This window comes from Methylobacterium sp. ARG-1 (assembly GCF_001262595.1).
Taxonomy (GTDB): domain Bacteria; phylum Pseudomonadota; class Alphaproteobacteria; order Rhizobiales; family Beijerinckiaceae; genus Methylobacterium; species Methylobacterium brachiatum.
The window spans coordinates 1-14,582 of record NZ_LHCD01000050.1; the positions used below are offsets into that span (position 1 = coordinate 1).

12 protein-coding genes and 3 pseudogenes are annotated in these 14,582 nt (G+C 65.3%); 5 read left to right on the forward strand and 10 right to left on the reverse strand.

Going from position 1 to position 14,582, the window contains the following annotated elements; genetic code table 11:
- Together AKJ13_RS27940 and AKJ13_RS27945 are read left to right on the forward strand one after the other, a co-directional pair.
- Nucleotides 1–277, forward strand: a pseudogene (locus AKJ13_RS27940) (methyl-accepting chemotaxis protein); the annotation flags it as partial.
- Nucleotides 278–611: 334 nt separating this feature from the next.
- The gene (locus AKJ13_RS27945) at nt 612–917 is read left to right on the forward strand and encodes a hypothetical protein (RefSeq protein WP_050736255.1); all 306 of its coding nucleotides are present in this window, start codon (nt 612–614) and stop codon (nt 915–917) included.
- Between the two features lie 39 nt (nt 918–956).
- Here AKJ13_RS27945 and AKJ13_RS27950 read toward each other — a convergent pair whose 3' ends face one another.
- The 5 genes and pseudogenes from AKJ13_RS27950 to AKJ13_RS31020 all read right to left on the reverse strand — a co-directional run.
- Nucleotides 957–1,985, reverse strand: coding sequence for an HD domain-containing phosphohydrolase (locus AKJ13_RS27950; protein WP_050736256.1), 1,029 nt, complete (start codon nt 1,983–1,985; stop codon nt 957–959).
- Between the two features lie 46 nt (nt 1,986–2,031).
- A complete protein-coding gene (locus tag AKJ13_RS27955) occupies nt 2,032–2,412 on the reverse strand; it encodes a hypothetical protein (protein WP_050736257.1) in 381 nt (126 codons plus the stop codon).
- 316 nt (nt 2,413–2,728) lie between these two features.
- Nucleotides 2,729–4,213 (reverse strand): PAS domain-containing methyl-accepting chemotaxis protein, encoded by a 1,485-nt coding sequence (locus AKJ13_RS27960; RefSeq protein ID WP_050736258.1) that lies wholly within the window; start codon nt 4,211–4,213, stop codon nt 2,729–2,731.
- A gap of 234 nt (nt 4,214–4,447) precedes the next feature.
- Entirely contained in the window at nt 4,448–4,927 is a 480-nt protein-coding gene (locus tag AKJ13_RS27965) for a PAS domain-containing protein (protein ID WP_050736259.1), read from the reverse strand.
- 131 nt (nt 4,928–5,058) lie between these two features.
- Nucleotides 5,059–5,655 (reverse strand): annotated as a pseudogene (locus tag AKJ13_RS31020) (helix-turn-helix domain-containing protein); the annotation flags it as partial.
- A 63-nt stretch (nt 5,656–5,718) separates the two neighbouring features.
- Here AKJ13_RS31020 and AKJ13_RS27975 point away from each other — a divergent pair.
- Both AKJ13_RS27975 and AKJ13_RS27980 read left to right on the forward strand, forming a co-directional pair.
- Nucleotides 5,719–6,035 (forward strand): annotated as a pseudogene (locus tag AKJ13_RS27975) (transposase); the annotation flags it as partial.
- A gap of 1,161 nt (nt 6,036–7,196) precedes the next feature.
- On the forward strand, nt 7,197–7,742 hold the full coding sequence (locus AKJ13_RS27980; protein WP_050736262.1) for a transglycosylase SLT domain-containing protein: 546 nt from the start codon (nt 7,197–7,199) through the stop codon (nt 7,740–7,742).
- Between the two features lie 402 nt (nt 7,743–8,144).
- On the opposite strand, the gene AKJ13_RS27985 is transcribed toward AKJ13_RS27980, so the two are convergent.
- From AKJ13_RS27985 to AKJ13_RS27995, 3 genes are all read right to left on the reverse strand, one after another.
- Nucleotides 8,145–8,516 (reverse strand): hypothetical protein, encoded by a 372-nt coding sequence (locus AKJ13_RS27985; protein WP_244471773.1) that lies wholly within the window; start codon nt 8,514–8,516, stop codon nt 8,145–8,147.
- 545 nt (nt 8,517–9,061) lie between these two features.
- Complete coding sequence (locus AKJ13_RS27990) at nt 9,062–9,610, reverse strand: cell wall hydrolase (RefSeq protein WP_244471774.1); 549 nt, start codon at nt 9,608–9,610, stop codon at nt 9,062–9,064.
- A 585-nt stretch (nt 9,611–10,195) separates the two neighbouring features.
- Nucleotides 10,196–10,522, reverse strand: a complete 327-nt coding sequence (locus tag AKJ13_RS27995) for a multidrug efflux SMR transporter (protein WP_007559157.1) — start codon at nt 10,520–10,522, stop codon at nt 10,196–10,198.
- Nucleotides 10,523–10,855: 333 nt separating this feature from the next.
- On the opposite strand from AKJ13_RS27995, the gene AKJ13_RS28000 reads away from it, so the two are divergent.
- Entirely contained in the window at nt 10,856–12,085 is a 1,230-nt protein-coding gene (locus tag AKJ13_RS28000) for a serine hydrolase (protein ID WP_050736265.1), read from the forward strand.
- 197 nt (nt 12,086–12,282) lie between these two features.
- On the opposite strand, the gene AKJ13_RS28005 is transcribed toward AKJ13_RS28000, so the two are convergent.
- On the reverse strand, nt 12,283–13,677 hold the full coding sequence (locus AKJ13_RS28005; RefSeq protein WP_144426421.1) for a DUF4105 domain-containing protein: 1,395 nt from the start codon (nt 13,675–13,677) through the stop codon (nt 12,283–12,285).
- Between the two features lie 212 nt (nt 13,678–13,889).
- Entirely contained in the window at nt 13,890–14,090 is a 201-nt protein-coding gene (locus tag AKJ13_RS28010; RefSeq protein ID WP_050736266.1) for a hypothetical protein, read from the reverse strand.
- Nucleotides 14,091–14,582 lie beyond the last annotated feature (492 nt).

A 14,582-nucleotide genomic window follows, 5' to 3' on the forward strand; every position in this document is an offset into this window, starting at 1 on the left:
GCCGCAAGCGCGCACGATCGTCGAGGGTGTACGCGTGTCGCCCGAGGATCGAAGCCGGACCCGTGTCCTGCTGGTCGACGCGCATCGGCGCGTGCTGGCAGCCTCAGATGGTCAGGGCGTGTTGAGCGAGATGCTGGCGGTCGATCTGGGCAGTCAGCAGAGCGGCGTAGAGCGGGATCCACGCAACGGAACAATCACCGCCTACCACCGCACACCAGGATATGAGACCTACCTCGGACAGGGCTGGTACGGCGTAATCGTTCAGCAGGGCATGTAGAGATCTGCAATCAGCTGGAGCATCCGAGGCGTCACCGGCACACGCTGTTCCGGCGGAATGCGATCGGAGATCTGTTCGGTGGGCCTTACGCTTGAGGCATCGAGCCGGCATCGCCCGTGGTTAAAAGCGTGTTGCGACCAACGCGCAATTGCCACTCATCCCGCAAAGCGGACCTGAAGCACCGAGATATTTAGGCCGCTATACTGATTTCGGTTAGGCGACTTGTAGCCAAAATTTGCTAGGCCGAGACGTCGAAGATTGATTTATACAGGCCGCATCCGTGGTAATTTACAATTTAGGCCGCTCGCTTCTCATCGGTGCGCCTATCGCGCTCATGACGGCGTTGCTCACGCTCGGGCCGGCTAAAGCCGATCTTACCAACGTCGTCCGTATCGTGCTGCAGAAGGGCCGACACTACGATCCCACCGACCTGTTCCTGCGCAAGGGCGACACCATCACCTTGGTCAACGGTGACGACAGCGCGGTGCATCACGCCTTCATCGAGGCCGATCGGTTCGCGTTCGACGCCGGTGACCAGGAGCCTGGCAAGCAGGCCACGTTGACCCTGAAGGAGCCCGGCGACTTCATCATCCAGTGTGGCATCCACCCGAAGATGAAGCTTACCATCCACGTTCAGTAGCTGCACGCCTCATGACGATGGCAGCTCAGGCGCCCCCCTTTAGGACGCCGGTCTAAACGCTGCAGCGACCGGCTTGAAGGCTCGGATAAGATCGTCGTCCAGCCGACCGGTCATGCCCTGCAGAATGTCGTAGGCGTCCGGGCCAGACATGGATGCCCGGTAAGGACGCCGTTCTATCAACGCCCCGTAGACGTCGCAGACCGTCACCAAGCGCACGAAGTCCGGGACTTCCCACCCTCGAAGACCGTCGGGGTAGCCGGTCCCATCGATCATCTCGTGATGCGAGCGCACGGCCGCCAACAGGCCGTCATCGAACCCAGCACCCACGAGCATGGCATGACCACGTTCCGCATGCGTGCGCATCACCGCCGTCTCCGAATGGGTGAGACGGCCCGGCTTGTTCAAGATCTCGATGGGGACATGGATCTTGCCGACATCGTGCAGCAGGGCGGCACGGGTCAGGCGGTGGCGGTCAGGCGGACGTAACCCGAGCGCACCCGAGAACGCTGCGGCGAGGGCGGCAACGAGCAGGCAGTGCTGGTGGGTAGCATCGTCGAACTGCTGGACCGCCCGGACCCAGCCATCGATGCCGGTGTCGCTCACAGCGCGCACAACCAGTTCGGTACCGGCATCGGCCACGGCAGGCGTGATCGGTTGACCGGAGAACAAGGCGTGCTGGAAGAACTGTCGAGCCTCGGCAGCCCGCGTTCGGGCGAGCGCTGGGATCGATGCCCCCTGCAGATAGTCCAGGGCGCCGACCATATCGGACACCCCGGCCGTAGAAGTCGCGCCAAGAACCCGAGCCTGAGCTTCCGCACGAGCGGCATTACCATGCGCTAGGAAAAGGTATGGAACCCCTTCGCCGCGAAGCTGCGCCAGCGCGCGGCGCAGGCGAACGATAGCCTCGGAGGTGACGGACTCGACATCACTGATGATCAGGGCAGGGCTTATGGCCGGCAGTGCGTCGTCGTAAAGGTCATGGACGTCGCACGGTCGGCGCGTGCCAAGATCCCGCGACAGGCGCCTGCCGCGATGGATGTCGTCGGTGATCAGCAGAAGCTCGCCCATCGCCTATCCATCAACCCTCGTCAGAGGATCCGTACAAATTTGAACATCAACGGTCCTGATCACCAACGGCGAACGGCCATGGCCCGGCCTCGTTGATGGAGGCCGGCTCACTCTTCAACCTGCAGCTCATTGCCTCCCGGATGAACAGGTCGATATGAGTTAGTCCCTCGCGTGCCCCGTTGCGCAAGTCTACGTTGACGGTCTCGATCTGCGCGTCGCAGCTTGGCGCTCTGGCCTCTAGGTCAGCCAGGACCGAGGCCAACTTTGCTCGCTGTCCACGAAGCTTCTTCAGAATGGCGTCGAACCGCGCGACCGATAGGTTCGGGGCTCGTCCCTCAGCCAGTAGTTCGGTCGCCAGGGTGTCGAAACTGGCGAGCGCGGATGCCTCGTCGCGCTTCAGCCGGAGCGGGATGATCGTTCCGGTCATGATCTACCAGCCTCGGGATCATTTCTGCCATTTAGACATGGTCCCTGGCGCAAGCCCTCCTTCAGCGCGCGCTGCAGCGCCTCAGCCTGCTCCACTGCCCAGTCGAGGCTCCAATATGGGGCCATCCGGTCTCCGAATACCCGGTCGATGCGAGCGCAACTCGCCGCACAGGATGTCGGTGGATCCTCGACCGCTGCACGCACCAGATCCGTGAGCGCGTCGTCGAGGCCGCGCCGCAAGGCAGCGCTAACCTCCGATAGCTGCGCCCAGTCATCCTGAAGAATGGGGGCGCTCAAATCAGGGGCCCGGGCCATCGTCAGCCGACCGCCCGCGCAGCTTCCCGAACCTGCCGCGTCGCGGTATCGACCTGCTCGCTCGCCCGGGCGATCGCCTCCATGCCGCCGGCGATCGTGGTCACACCATGGGCTGCCGTGTGCATGCTGCCTGACATCTCGCGCGTCACTGCCGATTGCTCCTCCACTGCTGCCGCAATTGCAGTGGAGACCTCGTCCAGCGCCCGGATCGTCCCTTGGATCGAGCCTATGGCATCGACGGCCTCGCGTGTCGCTGTCTGCGTCGCCGCGATCTGACCGCGGATCTGATCGGTCGCCTTGGCAGTTTGCTCAGCTAGGGCCTTCACCTCGGACGCCACGACTGCGAAGCCCTTTCCAGCGGCTCCGGCTCGCGCCGCCTCAATCGTGGCGTTGAGAGCGAGGAGGTTGGTCTGCGAGGCGATACCTTGGATCAGCGCCACCACGTCGCCGATCTGGGCTGCCTGCCCGCTTAGCCCCGTCACGATGGATCCTGTGTGCCGGGCCTGCTCGACCGCCTCGCCTGCCATACGCGCGGCGTGACTGACCTGCTGGCTGATCTCGCCGACGGAGGCTGACAGCTCCTCCGCCCCCGATGCTACGCACTGGATGTCGTTTGAAACCTGTCCAACCGTGCCGACCGCTTCCGCAGTCTGCCGGGTGACGTCCCCAACCGCAGAGCCGATTGCGTCGAGGTCTACGCTGATCGCACGCTGCGCCTCGGCCCGGCGCTGGCGTTCGTGCACCTGCGCAGTGATGTCAGCGGCGAACTTCACCACCTTCAGTACCGTCCCGTCCGCGTCCGTGATCGGGTTGTAGGTCGCCTGGATCCAGACCTCGCGGCCGCCCTTGGCGATGCGCCGGAACTCGCCCGCGGCGAACTCGCCCCGCGCGAGCTTGGCCCAGAACCCGCAATAGGCCTCGCCCGTCTGCTCTATGGCGTCTACGAACAGACTGTGGTGACGGCCTCGGACCTCGTCGAGGTGGTATCCCACTGCGTCGAGAAAATTGGTGTTGGCGTCGAGGATCGTACCGGTCGGATCAAAGGCGATCACCGCCTGCGAGCGGTGCAAGGCAATGATCTGGCCGTCAGCGTCGAGGGCACGCAGCTTCTGAGCAGTGATGTCGGAGGCAAACTTGACCACCTTCACAACGCGGCCGGTGCGATCGAGCACTGGGTTGTAGCTCGCTTGGATCCAGATGGGTCGGCCGCCCTTGGCGATACGCTTGAACTCCGCGGACTGGAACGTGCCCCGCCGCAGGGTATCCCAGAACGCCCGGTACTCGGTGCTGTCACGGTGCGCCGCCTCGACGAACATCGCGTGATGCTGCCCCCGCACCTCGGGCAGGGTGTAGCCCATCGCCGTCAGGAAGTTGGCGTTGGCGGTGAGGATGGTGCCGTCGGGCTGAAACTCGATGATCGCTTGCGAGCGGTCCAGGGCATCGAGTTTGGCCGCGAAATCGGCATGCGTCCGCGTTCCACCGAACATGGCAACGACTCCTGCGAGGGTAGTTGTAGCTGCTCGACGACACCACAGGTGCCTAAAGGCCCCCGGTGCAGTCCGCCGGCGCATCACCCGAACGTAGCGCCATTAGCCAGACACTGCCTAAAAAACGTTATTTAAGGATTAATACAATGGTAGTTCGGCCAATCGGAAAAGAAACTAATCTAAGTTTGATTTCATTGCTGGCATATACATTTCAGAAATACGCAGCAATACAACTTATGCGTGCTCAAAGACGCCGATAGCGCGCAGGGTTCCGATTAATGCATCGTTACTTACGCTGACCGGCTCGTAGCGTCCGGCGGCGTTTCCGGCGGGGCGGCCGATCCGTCGAAGCACCTCACGCTCGAACGAGACGAAGTTCTCGATGCGTCCGTCGGCAGCGCGCAATGGTCTGCAGTCGATCTCAGCCCGGTACTTTGTGCCGTCGGCGCGGTAGTTAGTCAGGTAGCCATGGAAGCGCTCGCCAGCCGCCAGGGCGCGGTGGAATGCGTCCAGCGTCTCCCGGCGGGTCTCCCTCCCCTGCATGAACCGGGGGTTGTGTCCGACGATCTGGTTGAGCTCGCGGCCCACGAGGCGGCTGAAGGCGGCATTCGCGTAGAGGATCGTTGGGCCAGGCGGCTCAACCATCGGATCGGTGACGACGATGCCGACAGTCGCATCATGGGCGAGTGCACGGATCAGTTCGAACGCTGTCATCGCACGCCAACGTCGCAACAATGCCAAAAGTGTGAGAACCCCATCAGGTCAACCTTTCATGACTTAGTCGAATGCCGTCATGAGCGACGGTGGACACAACTGCGTTCGTCATACCGTCCGGCCGCAGACCCTCAACGCATAGCTCGGCCCGCGCCACCACCCGCGAGAATTCTCGATCGGTCTGATCGGTCGAGGTCGTCAGCCGCTTGTCGGCAGCCCTTTTTCGGTTCCGCGGGCCTCGTTTTCCCCAGATCTGGAACCTCAGTAGGCGTGCGCTTCGCGGATTTGCACCTTATCCCCTCCGAAGCGGGGTCATGACGGCCCTCCCTTCGGATAGGGGTAGGCCAGGCGGCATTCGCCTTCCTTGCCAGTCGGAGCCAGGCCAGCCACTCCAGCGAGACGATCCGCACGATGTTGGTGTCGTTGCGGAAGCCCGTGATCTGGCGCTCCTCCACCGTCAGCAACCCGAGCTTGCGGGCCTCGCGGATGGCGTTGCGCACGGTGGTCTCGGCGACGCCGACGATCGCCGCCAGGTGCCCAACGGCCAACCGGCAATCCTTCCGGCGGACCACTTCGGCAGCCACGAGCGCGAGCACGCCCTGCTCGGCTAGGGTGAAGCGCGCGGCGATGGCGGGCGGGAGGCGCCCAGAGGCGGCCCAGCGGCGGCGGCGCTCCATCAAGGCGTCCGTGCGTGGCCGGGAGCCGACGCCGGGCCTCCTGGGGCTTGACCTGACCGACTGGCTTTGGACCGGACTTATTGAGAGGATCGTCCTGGACCGGCGGAGGTGGGGATGAAGCGAGGACAGAAGCCGAGCGCGGAGCAGGTCGTAGTGCTGCTGCGCCAGATCGAGGTACAGGCGGCACAAGGCAAGAGCATCGCCCTCGCGTGCAAGAATGCGGACGTCTTCGAGCAGAGCTACCGATGCTGGCGCAACGCGTACGGAGGTCTGAAAATTGATCAAGCGAAGAAAATGAAAGACCTGGAGCGCGAGAACGCCCGCCTTCGTCGTTTGTTGGTCGATCTATCTCTGGTGGGTCAGGTGCTGGCGGACGTCGCCTCGGAAAATTTGCAGCCCCCGAGCGACGCCGGCACGCGGTGGACGGCATCGGGGATAGGAGCTCCAAGGGCAAGCTGGGCCACGAGTGCCTGCGCCGGGTGATCTTCCCAGCGCCGAAGGAGGCGCAGATCGTGATCGGCCTATGGCAGAACGCATGCAACCGCATTCCTCACTCGGCTATCGGCCGCCCGCGCCTATCAGCTTCCCGAATCCGGCCTTCCGGCGACCCATGGCCGCTACCATGCAGTAGCCTCTCATCCGAACGGTCCAAAATACCGGTTAGGTCAAGCTTAGGGCGTCAGAAAGCATCCGCGCCCTCTCGTTGGCTCTGAAGGAGAATGGGTTTCCTAAAGATGGTCGCGGTCGACATGAGCCGATGTTACTGTCTAGCTTAGGCCCCATATCTGCTTGCCAATCGGAAGCAGGCATCCACGCCCGCCCCTCGGCAAGTGTGGGGCGAGCTTGAGACGGGCGTGGAAGGCCGACGAACCGCCCCCCTCAAGGCGTGCCGACATGACCACTTATGTTGAAGCTTGAGGAACGGAAACCGATCCAATTTACCGAGTCAGACCTCAAGGCATCCACGCCGGCCCTTCGAGCAGTCTGAGGAGTAAAGCTCAACGAGGCGAGCGTGGAGATCGGAGACGAATCCGACCTCAGACTGAATGCAGAGATACTTGCTCAACGTCGCGAACGCCGCTCCCGATCTGTGGAACGCAAAATTCGCGATGCCCACGCCCGCTGACCTATCGCTATCGGGGGCGGAAAGCGATCACCGCGGACGTGGGCTGACGAGTGTAGGCTCGACAGCCACGCTTAGCCTCCGACGGGCCCGTACTTCAATCGTATGGAATGTACCAAGCCGCCAAATCTCATGAGGGCTCAGATCGCCGAGAGCTACCTGAACAGCGGCAATTCCACGCCGAGAGTACAGAGTCCTGCTAGAAACAGTACGCCGCTGGCAGCCTCTAGAATGACCTTGAACCGCTGGCAAACCAAAGACGCCCCGGCTGAAATTGTACCAGTTATCAAGCAGATCAAACTGATCATGGTCAACGCACCGCCACTCCATCGGGATGGAGGACGATCTACGGTGGGAAGAAATGGAAAATTTCAATCCTCGGATACAGTGCGGCCGATCGCGCCTTAGGAATGTTGCTCGTGCATCCAGTGCCGGGCCACCGGCAACGGACGCGAAGGAGAACGGACGGATGAAGCGGTACGTCCTCGTGACAGCGGCGTTTATCTCTAGCGCTGTCCCGGCCGCAGCGAATGTCTGCGAGGACGAGATGGCGCGCGCCTCCGCGCGCTACGGCGTGCCGCTGGGCGTGCTCTACGCCGTCGGCCTCACGGAGACCGGCCGGCGCGGCTCGCTGCAGCCCTATGCCATGAACATCGCCGGGACCGCCTATTTCGGCACGGGACTGCGGGACGTCATGGCCCGTTTCACGGAGGCGCGCAGCAAGGGCGTGCGCCTGATCGATCTCGGCTGCATGCAGATCAACCACCATTTTCACGGCAGCAAGTTCAGCTCGGTCGAGGCGATGATCGACCCGCACGCGAACGTGCAATACGCCACGCAATTCCTGCAGGAACTGAAGAAGCGGGAGGGCAGCTGGACCATGGCGGTAGCGCGCTACCATGCCGGGCCGAACAACAATGCGGCACAGAAGCAGTATATCTGCCGGGTCGTCGCCAACATGGTCGCAACGGGATTCGGTCAATGGACCCCGGCGGCGACGCAATTCTGCCGGTGAGGCACCGTGCGCGACTGAGTAGCCTTGGATACGCCGAATCACGCTGATGGCGGCCGATGTCTGCGCCGACCGCCCGTCGGAATAGGGGCACAAGCACCCGCACGAAACGGATTCTTCAGTCCCGACAGCGCAGACGACTCGGCACGCTATGCGGATGCCGCCTATTGGCCGCTCAGACGTTGAGCAAGACGGCAGACGCCACCATCCTTCCGGGGCTGGGGAGCACTATGAACGACGCGCCAGACCCACCCGACGGCCCGTTCACGAAGACGCTCCTGCTGTTTGCCGTCACCATCGTGGTCATCGCAGTCTCGGCCTACATCCTCATCCGGATGGATTGATGGGCGCCGCGGCTTCGGTCTCGCGGCATCGCGCTCGCGAAGCCGCCCGCGAAACGAGACGTCAGAGGTTCCGGCAACTGCCGTAGCTCATCTTGATCTCGGTGCGATCCTCCGGGTTCAGCTGCGCCTCGACGAAGTTCAGCTTGTTGAGGTCGATCAGAAGGAAATAGACGCCGTTCTGGCATTTGATCGCATTGCGCGGCGTGCGCTCGTTCGAGCGCGGCGACGCCACCTGGCATTCGTAATAGTCGGAGCGCCCGGCGGAGATGACAGTCAGCAAGCCGCCACTGGAGACCAGCGAGAAGGTCCGCGCCCGTTGCGGCTGCGGCTTCGCACTCTCGGGGAGGGGGACCGCGTCCAGCCCCACCGACGCCTCCTCCGTACAGGTCATGGGGCGGCGCAGCTGAGAGGCCGCCGGCGCGATGCCCAGCATCAGGACCGTGCCAGCGAGCGCTACCCTATGGGCAATCATCGGTCGGCATTCCGTGATTCGTGGGTAGTTTCAGCCAGCAAGCTAAAGCGTCATCCGTCGATGTAAACGTCGCTCCCGCCGGCGGGGAGACAGATCGACAGATTTACCGCCGGGCACGATGGCAGTTCATCTGCCATTACCGGTCACGCCAATCCGTTCGACAACATCTGCGGCCGCTGTACCGGTGCGTCGTCACGCGTCCCGGGCTGTCCATGCGGCCGGATCGGGTTCGATAGGATCGAGACCGCGGCACGGGCATCTCGGATGGCCTGACGGGTTCCGAAAACCGGCCAACACCTTCCGGGCGGGCGCACGGATCGGCGGGATCACGCTCGGGCGACGGCGGCCTCCGCGGCGCCACCCGAGCATCGGCCTTCGACGGCCGGTAGCGTCATGTCCGGACAAAGCTGCGCGGGGGCGGACGTGCGGCGGGGCAGGGCGCGGGCAGCCCCGCCAGCCCACGAGCGCGGATCGCGCCGGCCGATCCAGCCCTCCCGTGCAGGGCGCTACTGCGCCGGCGGAACCGGGCCCGCCGCATAGCTCGAGACCGCCGGAGGCAGCGCGGCGGAGACCGGCATCTCCTTCTTGGCGGCGCGGGTATCACGCTTCTCGTAGAAGGCATTGCCGCCGGCCACGGCGACGTAGTGCATGTTCTTGTAGGGGAAGTGATAGCCGGCGGTGTGGAAATACATCGCCTTCCCGACCTTCGGGTGACGCTCGCCGGCCAGAACCGCGTCGGCCGCCTCGGCGACCTTCTGAAGATCGCGCTCCTGCATCGGCTTCGTGAGGACGCCGGGGGCGAACTGACCGGGCTGTCCGACCACCGCGCAGATGCCGCCGGGAAAGATCGCGGCTTCGAGCCGGTTCATGACCACGGTGCCGACGGCGATCAGACCGCCCTCGTCGCTGCGATTCGATTCGAAATACATGGCCCGGCCGAGGCAATCGCGCTCGGCATCGCTGACGACCAGCGTCGGCTTGCGGTCGGGGATCGATCCCGTGGTCAAGGGGGAAGCGGTGTTGCACGCGCCCAGGCCGCCTGTGAGTGCCAGCACGGCCAATCGGGAAACGATCTGAGTCCTCTCGCTACCTCGCATGCATCAGCGCTCCGTCCTCCTGCAGCCTCGTTTCGGTGCGAGACGGCCGCCCTATCGCGGTCTCGCCTCACGCCGCCGTTGTACGCGCCAAGCTTGAGTTCACGTTCGCGGCGAGGATGTGGCGGGCTTTCGCCCGCGCCTCGCGCAGGGTGGCGCCCCGCGGGCCTCTGCAGCGGGCCGGGAAGGCCCGGAGCCCGTTCCCTTCGGGCTTGGACGGCTCCGGCGGCGGGCACGCCCGTCCGATGGCGAAAACCTGTTCTCCGTCAGCGCCATAACGGCCGCGCGGGAATCCGCGCAGCACGGGATTCGGCGACCGTGCCGGGAGATTTTCGCGGCGGGGAGGGGGTTGGGCGAGAGGCCCGGCGTTACCTGGGCGACACACAGGCCGCCGATCGGTCGCGGGACGGCGCTGCGGCGGTCCGGAACAGGATCTCGGTCACCGCCGCACCGCTGGGCGGTGTCGCGAGCGCGGGCTATGCCGGCATTGCCACCGGCCTCGGCAGGCCGCTTCTGAGCGGGGCCTGGGCAGCCGGGGCGGGGGCCTCAGTGCTGGCCCTGCCCGGCCGCCAGGATGGCCACGCCCACCGCGATGATCGCGATCCCGACCAGCATGGTCGGGCTGATCGGCTCGCCGTAGAGCCAGGCGCCGCCGAGCGCCGCGCCGATCATGCCGACCCCGGACCAGATCGCGTAGACGATCCCGATCGGCAGCATGTCCATGCTGCTCGACATCAGCCACAGGGCGGTGCCGTAGCCGACGGCCACGATCAGGGTCGGCCCCGGCTTCGTCAGGCCGTCGGCGGCTTTCAGCGCCAGGGTGGCGGTGACCTCCGCGCCGATCGCGAGCCCGAGGATCAAGAAAGGGTTCATCGCGCGGAAGACTTTCGTTCGAGAGCTGAAGACGGTTTCAAGAAGAGCCCGGTTTCCCCGGCCTTACAGCGGCAATCGGACAGCCAGCGCAGGCAGGCGTTTGTGCGCAGCCTCGGCCAGCCCTAGAATGCCGGCCCGATTCGACGCCCCTTGTCCGTCGAATCGGTGAACATTTTCGAATCATCGGGGCCGGGGCCGCACGGCTGCGCCCTGAATTCAACCTTCGGCCGGGTTGGCCCTTCTTTAACGCCTCCTCATCATGGTCGCCGCGCGTGCCGTGGCCCCGGTCGACGGCGCCACAACCGTGACGATCCACAGCGATACCGATCCACTATGACCTCGTCGCCCGCGATCCCGGAACCCTCGGTCCGCACCCGTCCGGGGCGCCGGCGGGGCGCGCGCTGGGGCGTGATCGCCGCGGCCGGCGGCGTCGTGGCGGCCGGTTGCGCCTGGACCGCGACCGCGCTGGTCAACGTCCCGAATCCGGTGACGCTGGCGGCCCTGGCTGTCCTCGAGCCGTCCGCGATCGGCCCCTGGTTCCCCAGCCGGGTGGTGCAGGCGCCCGAACAGGCCCGCGACCTGGCGTTCCGGCCGGCCCCGATCCTGGAGCGCGTCCCCTGGAAGGGGAAGACCATCCCGCTCGCCACGATGCTGGCGGAGACGCACACCAACGCCTTCCTGGTGGTGCAGGACGGAGTCCTGATCCACGAATGGCAGCGCCCCGGCACCGGTCCGGCGACCCTGTTCCCCTCCTGGTCGGTGGCGAAGTCGATCGTGTCGCTCCTGGTCGGCGCCGCGGTGGCGAGCGGCAAGCTCGCGGAGACCGACCGGGTCTCGGCCCTGCTGCCCGAGCTGCGCCACGGCGCGGTGTTCAGCCAGATCACCGTGCGCGACCTCCTCGACATGACGAGCGGGATCGCCGTGCCGGAGAATTACGACCCCCAGCATCCGCTCACCGGCACCGCCGGGATGTACCTGACCCGGGACATCACCGCCTTCGTGCGCGACAACGCCCATCTGGCGTTCAAGCCCGGCAGCAAGGGCCGCTACCGCAGCATCGACACCGAGCTGCTCGGCCTCATCCTGGCGCGGATCGAGGGCAAGCCGCTGGCGGACCTGCTCTCGGAACGGATCTGGAAGCCGATGGGCGCCCAGGCGGACGCGACCTGGAACCTCGACCGGGCCGGCGGCATCGAGAAGGCGTTCTGCTGCATCAACGCCACGCCCCGCGACTTCGCCCGTCTGGGGCTGCTGGTGGCCGACCAGGGCCTGGCGGGGCAGAACCGCATCATTCCGGCCCGCTGGATCGACCGAATCGAGACGCCGGCCCGCCGGGCGGTCGATGGCTGGCAGTATTCGGCGCAGTGGTGGCACGCCCCCGGGGGCGACGAGAGCGACATCTCGGCGATCGGCGTCTACGGCCAGTACGTCTACGTGAACCGCGAGACCGGCACCGTGATCGTGAAGCTCAGCGACCACGGCGCCGAGCAGGACGAGGTCGACACCCTGTCGGTGATGCAGGCCATCGCCGGCGACCTCGCCGCCCGCCGCTCCGCCCGCTGACCCGGGCGCGACCTCTTCGGAAAAACCGGATCCCTCACCGCAGCCCTCTCCCGCACGGGAGAGGGGGCGCGTCGCGGCCTGCAACAACGTCTGCGCCTCAAACCTGTGTAGCCCGTGCGGGAGAGGGAGCAGGTCGCGCTTCGCCGGAAACGACCTTCGACCACCGCAAACGACGGCGGTGAGGGCAGGGAGGCTGCTCAGGCCTCCGTCGGGCCCGCGTCCGGTGCAGGCCGCCGCCGGGCCAGCCGAAACAACCGGGTCAGCGACCCGACCCGCCCGTTGCGGATGAACCGCCGGCTGACATTGGTCCAAGCGATGGACGTCACCGGCGAGGCGGGATCGACCAGGGCGCTGAGCGCGCGGGCGTAATCGAGCACGAGGCCGGGGGTCCAGGTCATCGACCGGGCGCCGTTCCGCAGCAGGGCCGCCGCCCAGAATTCCGGGCTGGTCAGCGCCTGGGCAAGGTTGCGCCAGGGATGACCGTCGCGGCTGAACGCGCCCTCGACCGCCACGTCCAGGGCGCGGGCGACCGTGGTCGAGCAGTTGCGGCTGATGAAGTTGTAGGTGGTATCGCGGCGATAGGCCTTCCAGAACGCCCGCAGCCGGGCGCCGTCGACGCCGTTCAGCGTGACCGCGACGGTGGCCTCGCACCAATCCTCAACCTCCGCGCGATGCGACGGCAGGAACCGACCGGCGACATCGTTCTCCGGGCCGGCGCGCAGGCTCGACCGGAGGTTGGCCGGGGAGCGATCGATCTCCACCGCGGGGTAGTGGCTGATATAGAGGTCGCCGCCCTGCTCCAGGGCCGCGTGGCCCGTGGAGTACCGCCCCGCCACATCGACGGAGGCGACGTAGCGCCGGACCAGCCGCTGCGTGGCAGGCGTCGTGGCCTGCCCGGTCGGCGTCCAGACATAGACGGTCAGGCTGTCGGACCCCGGCGCGCCCTCCGGCAGGGGCTCCGGCGCCGTCCGCCGAGTGCGCAGGCCCGCCAGGGTCAGCCGTAAGCCGTTGATGACGAGGAACATCCCGATGCAGTAGCCGACGGTGCCGACATACCAGGTCGGCCAGGGCTGCAGGTGGAACACGCCGAAGGCGACGCCCAGCGCGCCCAGCGCCACCGAGGTCCGCCATTCGGGAAACTTCAGCAGGTAGGCGAGGACGATCCGGATCGTGCCGTCGACCAGGAAGACGGTGCCGAACAGCATCGCGAGCAGGAAGAAGCTCGAAGCCGAGGCCATCATGATCAGGATCGCGGCCAAGGCCAGGAACAGGCCCTTGAAGATCCGCAGCCGCCGGGCCGCTCCCGCGGCGATCAGGCCGGCGCCGAGGGAACCGAGGGCGTCCACCAGCAGGAGCAGGCCGAACCAGCGCTCCGGGATATGGACCGCCCCCGCGAGGGCATCGATCATGACCGCGACGCCCAGCAGGGCCAGCGCCACGCCCGCGCCCAGGATCAGATGCGCATGCCGGTGGACCGCCTCGCCGCCGACCAGCACCTGCCAGAGCGGCGCCATCCGGGCATTGCCCTCGCGCGGCGGACGATCCGGATCGAGGCCGTCATGCCGGTGGGGCAGGGAGGGGAGATGGGCCATGACAGGTCGTCTTCGGAAGCACGCGTGCGACCCGCACCTTTCACGAATCGCCTGATGACTTTGTTAAAGCATGCGCGGCCGGAGCGCTTCCAAGGATGGTATCCACCGGGCAGATCCAGATCCGTGGAACCACCCGACGAGACGAGACGCAGGATGCGGCGCCCGGATTCAGACGAACCGACCACCGCTCCCGAGCCTCGACTCGACGCAGCTCAGTACTTGCGTGCGAGAACCGGCGGAACGTCCGATCCGCCGAGCCCCAGATCCGACAGCTTGTAGGAGATCTGGGCGAAGACGCCGTAACGGTCGGTCTCGAACTTGGTCGGGCTGCCGGCGGAGAACGGGACCTTGATGCGGCCCGAATCGGTCTGCATCCGCCAGTAGCGGCCGCCGACGCCGGCGGGTGTCTTCACAACCTTTCCGCGTAGCCCGCTCGGCCGGATGCAGTCGAATTACGTTGTGCTGCCCGGACGCCGCATCCGGCGAGGAGGCCGCTGTAATACTTAGACCCACCGCCGCGAGCATGCTGTCAGCTCAAGGATTACTATCCGCACGATATTTCCGAAATAATTCCCTATAAATTTGCTTCTTATTGGAAAATAAAAATCACTCCCTGCCTATGCTGCAAGTCCGGCGATCCTACAGCTTGGTGGAGGCTGGGCACGATCCGTATTTTCTTATTATTTCAGAACATCATCACAGATAAATAAGCTGCCAATGATGCGCAAAGCAATCACGGTTGCATGGCGTAAAGACATTTTTGTCAGAAATAAATATCTTTGATTCCCGTTTCAATTTTATTGATAGCCGACGACCTTCCGATACAAGGCGACCTCCTACTCATTCTTTTGATCTGTTGCCCTAATCACTCACCATCGATGCGCGTACGCGTTCGCAGAAGCACG

Excerpts from the sequence above, each read along its gene's own strand:
- AKJ13_RS28000 (WP_050736265.1), top strand. The coding sequence starts at position 10,856 with ATGACCTCGTCGCCCGCGATCCCGGAACCCTCGGTCCGCACCCGTCCG.
- AKJ13_RS27960 (WP_050736258.1), bottom strand. The coding sequence starts at position 4,213 with ATGTTCGGTGGAACGCGGACGCATGCCGATTTCGCGGCCAAACTCGAT.
- AKJ13_RS27995 (WP_007559157.1), bottom strand. The coding sequence starts at position 10,522 with ATGAACCCTTTCTTGATCCTCGGGCTCGCGATCGGCGCGGAGGTCACC.
- AKJ13_RS27945 (WP_050736255.1), top strand. The coding sequence starts at position 612 with ATGACGGCGTTGCTCACGCTCGGGCCGGCTAAAGCCGATCTTACCAAC.
- AKJ13_RS27950 (WP_050736256.1), bottom strand. The coding sequence starts at position 1,985 with ATGGGCGAGCTTCTGCTGATCACCGACGACATCCATCGCGGCAGGCGC.
- AKJ13_RS27955 (WP_050736257.1), bottom strand. The coding sequence starts at position 2,412 with ATGACCGGAACGATCATCCCGCTCCGGCTGAAGCGCGACGAGGCATCC.
- AKJ13_RS27985 (WP_244471773.1), bottom strand. The coding sequence starts at position 8,516 with ATGCTGGGCATCGCGCCGGCGGCCTCTCAGCTGCGCCGCCCCATGACC.
- AKJ13_RS27965 (WP_050736259.1), bottom strand. The coding sequence starts at position 4,927 with ATGACAGCGTTCGAACTGATCCGTGCACTCGCCCATGATGCGACTGTC.
- AKJ13_RS28005 (WP_144426421.1), bottom strand. The coding sequence starts at position 13,677 with ATGGCCCATCTCCCCTCCCTGCCCCACCGGCATGACGGCCTCGATCCG.
- AKJ13_RS27980 (WP_050736262.1), top strand. The coding sequence starts at position 7,197 with ATGAAGCGGTACGTCCTCGTGACAGCGGCGTTTATCTCTAGCGCTGTC.